The 10,599-nt window shown below is 34.4% G+C and carries 13 protein-coding genes and 2 pseudogenes; 6 read left to right on the plus strand and 9 right to left on the minus strand.

Features of this window, described 5'->3' with window-relative positions; genetic code table 11:
- A pseudogene (locus tag AC4CVD_RS18315) lies at window positions 1-207 on the minus strand (hypothetical protein); the annotation flags it as partial.
- A gap of 492 nt (window positions 208-699) precedes the next feature.
- Here AC4CVD_RS18315 and AC4CVD_RS18320 point away from each other — a divergent pair.
- From AC4CVD_RS18320 to AC4CVD_RS18330, 3 genes and pseudogenes are all read left to right on the plus strand, one after another.
- Window positions 700-1,110: pseudogene (locus tag AC4CVD_RS18320) on the plus strand (hypothetical protein); the annotation flags it as partial.
- Window positions 1,111-1,140: 30 nt separating this feature from the next.
- The gene (locus AC4CVD_RS18325; RefSeq protein ID WP_228723781.1) at window positions 1,141-1,434 is read left to right on the plus strand and encodes a hypothetical protein; all 294 of its coding nucleotides are present in this window, start codon (window positions 1,141-1,143) and stop codon (window positions 1,432-1,434) included.
- Window positions 1,434-1,892: a hypothetical protein gene (locus tag AC4CVD_RS18330; protein ID WP_005804943.1), complete on the plus strand. Its 459-nt coding sequence runs from the start codon at window positions 1,434-1,436 to the stop codon at window positions 1,890-1,892. Before AC4CVD_RS18325 ends, AC4CVD_RS18330 begins: the two co-directional genes overlap by 1 nt.
- Before the next feature lie 204 nt (window positions 1,893-2,096).
- On the opposite strand, the gene AC4CVD_RS18335 is transcribed toward AC4CVD_RS18330, so the two are convergent.
- The 3 genes from AC4CVD_RS18335 to AC4CVD_RS18345 all read right to left on the minus strand — a co-directional run bounded on the left by AC4CVD_RS18335 (window position 2,097) and on the right by AC4CVD_RS18345 (window position 5,228).
- Window positions 2,097-2,657: a plasmid replication DNA-binding protein gene (locus AC4CVD_RS18335; protein WP_490753653.1), complete on the minus strand. Its 561-nt coding sequence runs from the start codon at window positions 2,655-2,657 to the stop codon at window positions 2,097-2,099.
- A gap of 60 nt (window positions 2,658-2,717) precedes the next feature.
- Window positions 2,718-3,644 (minus strand): replication initiation protein RepM, encoded by a 927-nt coding sequence (repM, locus tag AC4CVD_RS18340; protein WP_490753656.1) that lies wholly within the window; start codon window positions 3,642-3,644, stop codon window positions 2,718-2,720.
- Between the two features lie 828 nt (window positions 3,645-4,472).
- Complete coding sequence (locus AC4CVD_RS18345; protein WP_490753654.1) at window positions 4,473-5,228, minus strand: hypothetical protein; 756 nt, start codon at window positions 5,226-5,228, stop codon at window positions 4,473-4,475.
- Window positions 5,229-5,559: 331 nt separating this feature from the next.
- Here AC4CVD_RS18345 and AC4CVD_RS18350 point away from each other — a divergent pair, with 331 nt between their 5' ends.
- On the plus strand, window positions 5,560-6,507 hold the full coding sequence (locus AC4CVD_RS18350; protein ID WP_279700089.1) for a MobA/MobL family protein: 948 nt from the start codon (window positions 5,560-5,562) through the stop codon (window positions 6,505-6,507).
- Window positions 6,508-6,892: 385 nt separating this feature from the next.
- Here the strand turns inward: AC4CVD_RS18350 and AC4CVD_RS18355 are convergent, their stop codons facing one another.
- On the minus strand, window positions 6,893-7,231 hold the full coding sequence (locus AC4CVD_RS18355; protein WP_062035473.1) for a hypothetical protein: 339 nt from the start codon (window positions 7,229-7,231) through the stop codon (window positions 6,893-6,895).
- A gap of 168 nt (window positions 7,232-7,399) precedes the next feature.
- Here AC4CVD_RS18355 and AC4CVD_RS18360 point away from each other — a divergent pair, with 168 nt between their 5' ends.
- Complete coding sequence (locus AC4CVD_RS18360) at window positions 7,400-8,158, plus strand: hypothetical protein (RefSeq protein ID WP_057691016.1); 759 nt, start codon at window positions 7,400-7,402, stop codon at window positions 8,156-8,158.
- A 79-nt stretch (window positions 8,159-8,237) separates the two neighbouring features.
- Here AC4CVD_RS18360 and AC4CVD_RS18365 read toward each other — a convergent pair whose 3' ends face one another.
- From AC4CVD_RS18365 to AC4CVD_RS18375, 3 genes are all read right to left on the minus strand, one after another.
- Entirely contained in the window at window positions 8,238-8,552 is a 315-nt protein-coding gene (locus AC4CVD_RS18365; RefSeq protein ID WP_057691017.1) for a BrnA antitoxin family protein, read from the minus strand.
- Window positions 8,539-8,826 (minus strand): BrnT family toxin, encoded by a 288-nt coding sequence (locus tag AC4CVD_RS18370; RefSeq protein WP_039890878.1) that lies wholly within the window; start codon window positions 8,824-8,826, stop codon window positions 8,539-8,541. Before AC4CVD_RS18370 ends, AC4CVD_RS18365 begins: the two co-directional genes overlap by 14 nt.
- Before the next feature lie 230 nt (window positions 8,827-9,056).
- Window positions 9,057-9,533 (minus strand): DUF1643 domain-containing protein, encoded by a 477-nt coding sequence (locus AC4CVD_RS18375; protein ID WP_033134783.1) that lies wholly within the window; start codon window positions 9,531-9,533, stop codon window positions 9,057-9,059.
- A 56-nt stretch (window positions 9,534-9,589) separates the two neighbouring features.
- On the opposite strand from AC4CVD_RS18375, the gene AC4CVD_RS18380 reads away from it, so the two are divergent.
- Complete coding sequence (locus tag AC4CVD_RS18380; RefSeq protein WP_033134790.1) at window positions 9,590-10,141, plus strand: macro domain-containing protein; 552 nt, start codon at window positions 9,590-9,592, stop codon at window positions 10,139-10,141.
- A gap of 79 nt (window positions 10,142-10,220) precedes the next feature.
- Here the strand turns inward: AC4CVD_RS18380 and nadS are convergent, their stop codons facing one another.
- On the minus strand, window positions 10,221-10,493 hold the full coding sequence (gene nadS / locus AC4CVD_RS18385; protein WP_000369781.1) for a NadS family protein: 273 nt from the start codon (window positions 10,491-10,493) through the stop codon (window positions 10,221-10,223).
- Between the last annotated feature and the right edge of the window lie 106 nt (window positions 10,494-10,599).

The following is a 10,599-nucleotide window of genomic DNA, read 5'->3' on the forward strand; positions in this document are numbered from 1 at the left end:
ATTTACCCAATAGTAAATTACTCTGATACCGCCACTTTTGCCTTTATTCCCTTGAGCACAACGTACTTTTCGAATGCCACCGCCATTCTTGATTAAGTCACCTTTATCTGGCTGAACCAATAGATCTTGTTGAAGTTGACGATATTCTTCATCAGATACAAGGTCTTTGATTTGCTTGGTAAAGATACTGGTTTCAATGAATAACATAGATTCTTTATACGTCAATGGCGTATAAAGAATTTTATCAGTTTCCGTATCAAAAAACGAGAGTTGTGGCTCTTACACCTAGACCCAGTGCTATACACGCTTAGTTTTTTATATTTCAAAAGAGTATTTTAGCAAATATCATAAAAGACCGGTCTATTCTCAAGCCGGTTTTTTATATCGCAGAGCATCATGGCTTCATCATAGATATATGAATATTAAGATAAATAAAAAGCCCTATAGTCTCTCCCGTTACTATAAGGCTTATAAAACGCTGTAATTTTTTTCTTAATTACCTACTTTTCGATGTAGGTTATGAATATATTTTACCTATTGATAAAAATAAAGATATAAGACAAAAGATGAATACGTTAGGAATTCCGCGTAAAAACTACTAATTTCGTATAATCGCCATTATGTTAAATGGAAGCAAACGACCTCCAAGAAAATCGGTATAGTATGAATAGTTATTGAGTAGATAAGAGAATTAAGTTAATGAAATACTCAAAAGAAAAAATAGTAAAAGCCCTATTACTTGCTCCTTTACCACTACTTTTTTTCACAGCATTGCTATTTATCATAATGAATCGTGAATATAGTCTATATTCAATTTTTGTGGTTTTTGCAGGGCATGGTCTTGTTTACTTGGCTTATAGTATTTTGACAGTACCTTTTAGCTTTATGGTCTCAATTCTTTTAAATCGTTATAGTATTCTTAATTTGCTAACTATCTGTATTAGCTCTTTAATTATTGCTATGCCATTTTTTGTTCTTTTTGGATGGAGCCATACAGGAGAAGTTTCGAAAGAATGGTGGAAGATGTATACCGACACTTGGACTATCTTTATGGCTCTAATTCCAGGCTTGTCTTATTGGTTATTTTTAACTGATTTTAAAGTTAAAGAATTATTAAAGAAAAAAATAATATATTTCAATATATTATCTTTTGTTTTGACTTATTTGTCTTTGTTTCATCAGAAATATACATTGATAGACCGGATAGTTGTAGACAAGCTTGGAAAAGTTGAAGTTATAGGAGGAGGATTTCCATTACAGTTTTTAGTAGATGGTGAAATATCTCCAGGCGGTAGTATAGCGCTAGATCCTTTAAATATTATTATAGGAATAGATCAATTCATTTTTTTATATTTTATTCTTGATTATTTATTTTGGCTTATGTGTCTTTTAGTCGGTTATGCGTTTTTTCGAAAGATAAAAGTGAAATTATAATGTCTAAAATATTTATAAAATTAGGAATTTTACTTGTAGGTCTATGTCTACTTCTAATCATTAATTCATACAAACAGAAATTAAATCATGATAAAGAGATGGCAACACAGACAACAATACTTTTCTTTAATTCACTTGCTAAACATGATCTAGAATCAGCAATCAAATATGTTTGGCCAGATGCGCGATTACATGAAGATTTAAAAAGTTCTGAAAGGTTTCTCTCTTTCAAAGACTCAAAAATTTTAGAAGTAGTAAGGATTAATTATGATTCAGCGGAAAGTAGACCTGAGTATTATCAAGAATTTTATAAAATTATTTCAGTGATGGTAAAAGTTAAAGTCGTCCATATAGATGATGCTGGTAGTCCAGTAGGTGACTATATTTTATTTATTACTCTTGTGAAACAATCTCCTCAATCTGATTGGCTAATTACAGAATTTGGTAGTGGGCCTTAAGATAGTAATTATAGAGAAAAGCTAAAATTAACATAATACACCTTATACGAAATGCGTTATAATTATCCTTATAATTCAAGGCTGTAGTTTCTTTTTTGCCCAACCTCCCCCAAGGTGGGCTTTTTTTTTATGATTTTTCACGTTCCACGCTTATTATTTAATCAAAGTTTCACGACTCTGTTCATATCAGTTAAACAATCGTGGTTAATCATAGGGTCTAAAAAAACGGCTCCAAAAGCCCCTTTTCTCCGGCTCCTGTTCAATGTGCTCCGGCACTGGAATCCGCTTATTTTCTGTTTCAACTGGAGTACTCAATCCGTCACCTTTCGGCTCAGTAGTACCTGGTTCTGGCTGTACTGGAGCAGTACTTGGCTGGATAGCTTCTTCCTTTTTCGCTTCGGTGATTGGTTGTTCAGGCTGTCCTTTAAACTCAATTCTATGCGTCAGATCCTCGATATGCTGCATCAAAGCCTTTTCTCTTTGGTTGGCTAAATCCAACTGATTTTTGAGTAAAGAAATTTGATCTTTTAATACAGTTTCGACTTCTGATTGGACGTGTACATGTACATCCTTCTGTACGTGTTCAGTGCGTGTACTGGACTGAACACCTGAAGGATTGCCATAAACTCTGATAAGTTCAGATAGGTCTATAAGACCATCATGATCCCTTGATAATTCCCCATTTTTTATAGCTTCATATATTGTTGTTCGTGACTTTTTAAAGGCTTTACTGGCGTCCATAACGCTAAATTTGGTTGTGTTCAATGTAATCCCTCAGTGCATGTACAAGGATGTTCGCCTGAACATCCTACCTGAACATGAAGTTTATTTTGCGTTAAATCCTACTTTTTTAAGATATGGTAGCAGTTCTTCAAATTTTTTCTGATCTTGCAGCATTTCTGCAATTCGAACTGCAAATTGTGCATAGCTTTCCGTACCTTGAGAATATTTATTCATATCTGGTAGTTCAGAAAGCTTATTAGCAAATACGTGACGTTGCTTATCGGTCAGTTTTGAGAAAAGATCAGTTGGTCTAGGGCTTTTACTATTTGTTGTACCTACTTTCTTTTGTTTAAGCGTAAATGACAAACCTGAAATGGATCGCCCTTCTTTATGTTGCTGATATTTTGCTGTGATATCAGTGAATTTATTTACTTGTTCTAATGCAAACTCTAAAACATAGGTCTTAAAGTTACTCATAGTTTTATATTGCTGTTCTTCAACACCTAGCTGCTGTCGAAAAATACTTAAATTAAAGATAGGTGTTTTACCCGTTGATCTCCACTGTATGAGTAATTCGTATAGTCGGATAGCATAAGCACTAGTTAATTTTGCGACTTGTTCTAGTTCATATTTTGTGAAATTAACTTCAATTCGGGTAATTAACGGAACAATTTCTTGAGTAAAACGTAAATAAATGATTCCCGATTCTTGTTCATATCCAATTTTATCAACCCAACGGCAGTGGAAGCTTCGATCTTTACCTGTTTTAGGATTGGTATCATGATACGTAACATAACGATCAAATAAGCTTTTAGAAGCACTTCTCAGCACTGTATATGCAGTATGCTTTTCTACGTGAAAGGTATTGATATAGCTACTTGCGTGAATTACTAACAGACTATTTTCGGTGATTCCATGCCCAGTTTCTCTAGCTTCAGTGATTGCTAAAAGAATGAGACGTTGTTCGACTATATCTAATGTATAGCTTGCTTGGACAAGAGCGTTATCTTTTACGACTTCTTTTTTCATTTTTAATAAATAGTTTAAAACTAGTCTGTAGAATAGACTATTTAAAAAGCCCATTCAACACACACTTTTTTTTTCTAAAAAAATAATATATATCACTGATTTAAAATGTTTTAATTGGGTCGATAAACCTATTCATACAGCAATTACAGCAATTACAGCAATTACAGCAATTACAGCAATTACAGCAATTACAGCAATTACAGCAATTACAGCAATTACAGCAATTACAGCAATTACAGTAAATACAGTAAATACAGTAAATTTCTACGGATTAACTTATGTAATTTGGACATATCGATCAGGAGATCGATAAACCTATTTAAATGGTCGATAAACCTATTCATATAGGTCGATAAACCTATTCATATAGGTCGATAAACCTATTCATATAGGTCGATAAACCTATTCATATAGGTCGTGTATGGCTTTAAAATAAAGGCTTTCAGATCGTCTAAAAACATTAAAAACATTAAAAACATTAAAAACCCGGTGCTAGAAAAATTGCCCTTGGTTTTCGCTACGCTCAAACTCTATTGAATCTCGCTTTCGCTCGATTCGTCGGGGCAATTTTTTGGTCAATATTCCCGTGAATTTAAGGAAAAGCAAAAGCAAGATCAAAAACAACAAAGCAACTCGGAATTCGCTTCGCTCATAAAGCTTTTTTACTCGCTACGCTCGATCTAGGCTCAATTTTCTGCATGTGATTTACGCTTATTTAGGCTTCACAGCCTAAAAAGCTGTTTTTCAAGGAGTCTAGGCGCGAATTTTGATTGTGCCGCTCGTAGACACTCGCCCAACTTTGGGGACTCTAAGTTGGAACAGTCAGTACTATTGATTCTTATGTTGGTGTTTTTCAATTTCTATTGTTGATAGTTTCTTATGATTACTTTCCCAAGTTGATAGGCCTTCAAGAACATCAAGAAATAAATTTTGTCGTTGACGTGAACTGAGGGAGAGTTCCCTCATTTCTTTAAATATTTTACTTTGTCTTACGCTAGATGCGAATTGAGTGTTATTGACAATTATACTGGTGATTTGATCTGGTGTTTCCGATTGAATATCAATATTCAATTTTTTAAAGGCTGCTAATACTGCACCACCTAATTCGTATTTGCGTCTGTTTTCCTCATTACGCTTGATTTGTGCTTCGGTAAGGGTTTTCCTCGATTTATTTAAAACTTCGCGTTTTTGCTCATTTTCGAGGCGTATACGGTCATTGAGAACCGCCTTATGGATTTTTTGATAAGACTCTAAGGCTCGCTCTAGTCTAAACCAGATGTCTCGATCCTGGTCTTGTTGGGCCAAACTTAAAATTTCAACTTCATTGTCCATTAGTTTTTGTTGGTTATGTGCTTTGAGTTTGATCTGTTCAAGTAAGATTTGGCGTTGTTGATATAGCACTCTATAGCGATCTACAGTTTTAAACTTTTTGAATATCTCTTCATCAAATTTTTCTGTTGATATTAATGACCTTAAAACTTGAGATTGGATTTCTGTGCGGAACGGTAATTGTTCTAAAAACTGCTGCAATTGAATCAAATCTTCATTGGATAAAACTTTAGCAGGACGACCGCGTTTCACCATGATCAGCACCCCAAAAAACACATGAATCAGAGATCAGTAGAGTAGCATATGGCGGCATGAATAAATTAAATAAAATGTGGGAACATTTTATTTAATTTATTAGCTCGTTTCCGTGTTTCTAAAAGGCTATAATTTTACGAAGTAAATTATAGCCTTTTAGAAACACTTCTCCTCGTGCTCCGCAGGCAACTAGAGGTGTAAGTTATTGATTTATATTGAATGTTGTCTGTTACTTAGAAATTAAGGTGCTGTTACAACATCAAAAAAGTACCGTTACAACATCAAAAAGTGTCGTTACAACATCAAAATAACCTATGGAGCGGAAGCAACAATGTTCTACTGTAATCTTGAACACAACAGTAAAAATCCGCCCCAAAAAGGTGGTAAAAATAATAAACCGAGAACCGCCAAAGAGCGCTTTCACTACATCACTCGAACTGCCCAATTTGCACAACATAAAGATCATGTTCATGAACAACTTGAGTTTGTACGATCCGGTAATATGCCCAGTTTTGCGGGGAATCCGGAAGAATTTTGGCAGGCCTCGGATTTGTATGAGCGCAAAAATGGTCGGGTCTGTTCAAGTTTTGTGGTGGCTTTGCCGAAAGAGTTGACTGTGGCGCAGCGGATTGAACTGGCCGAGGCATTTATTGCAGAATTTGCTGATCGTTATCGCTATCCTTTTACGTGCGCGATTCATAATCATGCTGGCGCCTTGGCGGGACAAGATCAGCCGCATTTGCATTTGATTTACAGTGAACGTCATGTGGATGGTATTGAGCGAACACCTGAGCAGTTTTTTAAGCGTTATAACCCTGAGCAGCCAGAGAAAGGGGGCGCTCAGAAATTAACAGCCGATGTATTAGGAATGGGCAAAGCACAGTTGCAGTTGTATCGGCAGAAAACTGAAGAGCTGATTAATGACAGCTTAGAGCGTTATGCGCCGACCAAAATTATTGAAATTAGAGGGTTAAAGGTAGAGGTTCCGAATCTGGTGAGTTGTCTATCCAATGAGGATTACAATAAAAAATATGATACTCATCTGCAAGATGTGCCAATCATGAGTAAAGCACTGAGGTTTGCAAATGAAAGTGATCCAGTTCGCTACCAACAGAAACAGGACATGATTGTAGAAATTAATCGATTGAGAGCTGAGAATCGTTATGAGCTGTATAAACCGTACTATGAAGCAGAATTAAGTAAACAGCGAAAATTAGAACAAGAGAAACAACCGCAATCTACAAAACCAAGAGGCTATGATGGCCCTAGTTTTTTTTGAAATTGTACCGTTTTAAAAAAATTCTTTATATTTTATTTACTTAATATGGTTAATATTGAAGGGATTTCCCCAAATTATCAAAATACAGGGGGGATTTACTCGATATGAGCAATTTCCCTAGGTAAAATGAATGATCTTAAAAAAATCGACTGCTTAAAACTATCTATATCAGTCTGAAAGCCTTGTGTAGCAATGGTTTCAGCGAAAATTATTTTAAGTTATCCGTATAAACGAATTCCCTAGTTTTTTTGAAATTGTACCGTTTTAAAAATTAATATTTGAAATCCACCCCCCTAAATCGAGATAAATCCAGAAATCCACCCCTAATTGAGGCTTACATTTGCTGCTGCTGCATTTCGTAGATGAGATTTTATGTTAAATAGATTTATTTTGTTCTGTAATGTGGATCACTTCTAATAATTATTTGTTCAAAGTTAGCCTCATAAAATTGAGAAATTTTTTCAACTTTAGAGCGTATTAGAAGACTTTTGTCCAAATAAATTACTAGTTTATTTAATTTTGAATTAAAAATAGCTCTTCCTCTTGGAATTTCTTCATATTCTATATATTTCAAATCATTCATCCTGCTTTGAAGAACTTTCCAATACTCTATATGAGCATAATTACTATCGGCTAACCCTATAGAGTCAATATCTGAAAGAGCGAAATCATGTGCAACTCCTAAGACCTCATCTTTCCAATACCAAAAAATTCCAATCTTCATATGGCATACCTATCTTTATATAATATTCTATATACTAGACCTCTTGCGTTAGTCAAAATTTAATCAGTGATAATTGTTGATTTTTAAATAAATATCAAAGTCTAAAATAGTTAAAAATGATACTTTCGCAAGAGGCCTAATATTAACTTTATTTAATGGATATAAAAATTGATTGAATACACGCCAAAATTGGAAAAGTTAAAAGAGTATTTAGACCACTTATCTGTTGCTGAAAAAGAATGTTTACATGATTTGAGTTACCCATTTATCCCTAATTTTGATCCTTTATTTGATTTCTCGAAGAATAAAGTGCTTATAGTTGGTCAAGAAACTAAAGGATGGCAAGGGCGGTTAAAAGATTTCCTAAATGATGATATTAGCTTTGAAAATGTGATTAAAAAAAGTAAAGACCGCCATGCTGAATTATATGGACAAACAAAAGATCAAAGTCGTTTTCTTCAATTTTTGAGGAAAGTTAAACAGATTAATAATAATGAACCTGTACAGTGGTTAAACTTTTACTTCTTTGACTATAAGAAAAAGTCTTTTAATACATTCAGGAAGAAATCTGAATATGAAGAAATTTCCGTACATCTAGAAAAATTATCTATTCAAAATTTGTCTGAGCAAATAAAACGATTAAAACCTAAAGTTATTTTTTTCACTGGTCAATATCACAATAATTTCCCTAAACTTGAAGAAAGTTTAGAACTCTTAAGCAACGAGAAAATAATGACTGGAGAGCATGTAGATAAATTTACTATGCGTATCTGGAATAATGAAACCCTTGTACTTCGAGTGCCTCATCCAGCCCATTGGAGAGCATCTTCAAATGAAGCACGAAAGGTAGCATTGAAATACTTTAAACTTTTTGATGCAAGCAAAAATATTGATGATTTTAAAGCTCAAATTAGAGTTAGTAATTGATATAATTTTTACTAATATTTCTAAAATCAACCTAATACACCTTATACGAAATTAAAAATGGGATCCTAAGCTCCCATTTTTATTGATGATTTTTTAATTCTTTGAGCATAGCATCCCGTAAGATTTCATTCATACGTGTTTGATAACCTTTTCCCTGTGCTTTGAACCAAGCAAGTACATCAGCATCTAACCGAATTGAAGTTTGTTGCTTTACTGGACGATAGAATTGATTGTGGAGTACAACATTACTCCAGTCGGTAATTTCAGGAATATCTGATAGATCTAGCTGATCGTCAGGAACCGTTCCCTTAGCAAGCAAGCGTTCAATTTCAGCATCTTGCTTGTCGCTGAATTTTTCATTCAGTTCTTTGCGTGAGTATCTAACCATGCTCATATTTATCTCGCTCTGCTTTAGTTACCTGTCTTGCACTAATGATTCGTATGATTTCACAGTCATCTTCATCAAAGATGGTATGAGCTACTAAGAGCATTAGTACGCCTTTCACTTTTCCAATGGTCTGCCAACGTTCTTCGCCATCGGTATGTCTGTCCTGGATTGAGATCCTTAGAGGATCTTCAAAAACAAGGCTTGCTGTTTCGAAAGAGACATCGTGCTTTTTCTGATTCTTTCGATTCTTTGCCTCATCCCATTCGAAATACTGTTCCATAAAAAACATTCAAATTTGTATATACAATAATGTATCACAAAATTGTATCACTCAAGCTGAAAAGCGTAATTTTTAGTCAGATTTATTGGCAAGAACTATCAAAACTGCTCATAAAAAAGCCGACTTGTTTCCAAGTCGGTTGAACGAGAACGTTCCAAAGGGTATGAATAACGATAAGATACTGATCTTAAAGTAATATTAAAAACACGTTTCGTATAAGCTCTATTATGTTAAATAGGTTCTAAAAAAGGCTTTAATTCTGTTGAAGAATGTATGTACAGAGGATGCCCAGGTTCTCCACTTTTATTTAATTTAAGATAATGGAGCTTATCTTTTAGAAGTTGTTTTACAAAAGTTGATCTGTCTTTAAATATTCCAGCATTTCCCCAACAAGCAATAAGTTGATGAGATTCTGTAGCTAATTGCTGCAAGTAAGCATCATTTTCAGGGCCAATTGGATCTTCCTGAGACATCATTTCTTGTGGATCAGTGGCTCTATATGCAAAAAGATTAGCCATGTAGATGCCACCACCCCCCCAACTTTTAGCAAAGTTAATACAGCGATTGATAGTTGGATCATCTTGAATATGATCTGCTGTTGAAGGATTTAGGCCAATAAATGTAAATATAGGTTTCTCTTTATCCCAAATACGCCAAAGTGAATAACGATATTTACTACAATCTGAAATTATTGCACCCTTTTCCATAAACCCCTCTATTTAAATATATGATTATGTATCTTGTATCATAACCTCTAATTCTTATGAAAAAGAAAGTGAATTTAATTCATGGAGATATCACAGAATTTCCAGTAGATGCTCTTATTAGTTCTGCAAATAAATCTTTATTAGGTGGGGGTGGCCTAGATTATATCATTCATAAAAAAGCAGGATCTCTGATGAAAGAGGCTTGTATCCATCTAAATAAAACAAAAGGTGGTTGTCAGACTGGCTGTGCAGAAGTAACCGTTGCAGGTGACCTACCTGCTAAATTTGTTATTCATGCGGTTGCTCCTAGATGGCTAAATGGTGAAAAAAATGAACCACAATTATTGTGTAATACTTATAGTAGTGCTTTAAGAAAAGCAGAGGAAATTAAAGCTCAAACAGTTTCTGTTCCGAATATGGGAACTGGGGTCTATAACTTTCCTAAGCAGCTAGCAGCAGAAATTGCTATAGGTACTATCTTGTCAGAATTACCTTTTTATAATGAAGTGAAAGAAGTCTTTTTTGTCTGCTATGACATAGTAAATTACGAGATTTATAAGGGCATATTAGAAAATATTGATGACCCTAAAATTGAAATCTTAATTTAAGTTTTCCTAAAATTAACATAATACACCTTATACGAAATAAAAATGGGAGCCTTAAGCTCCCATTTTTTAAGTAATTTTTTCAAATAAGGCTTGGGTGAGCATCTAAAATTCGAATCAATGTAGCTGCTGGTCCAGTTGGATAGCGTCGTCCCTGTTCCCAATTTTGCAGGGTACGGGGGCTAATATGTAGACGTGCAGCAAATTCATTTTGGCTCAAGCCGGTTTTTTCACGTACTTCTTTAATATCAGGCAATTCGAGTTCTGTAACTCGGCTTGCTTTAACTTCTTTACGTTTGATGGCTCCAGCTTCTTTGATTGAAGCAACCAAGTCATCAAATAAGTTGTTATCCATGAAATTGCTCCTTCACGAGTTGGCGCAGAATGGCGGTTTCCTTATCTGTTAAATTATCTTTTACTGATTTTGGATAAGCCACTAAGAAAAAGATCTGATCATCCTC

The organism is Acinetobacter sp. LipI_23, assembly GCF_058243045.1.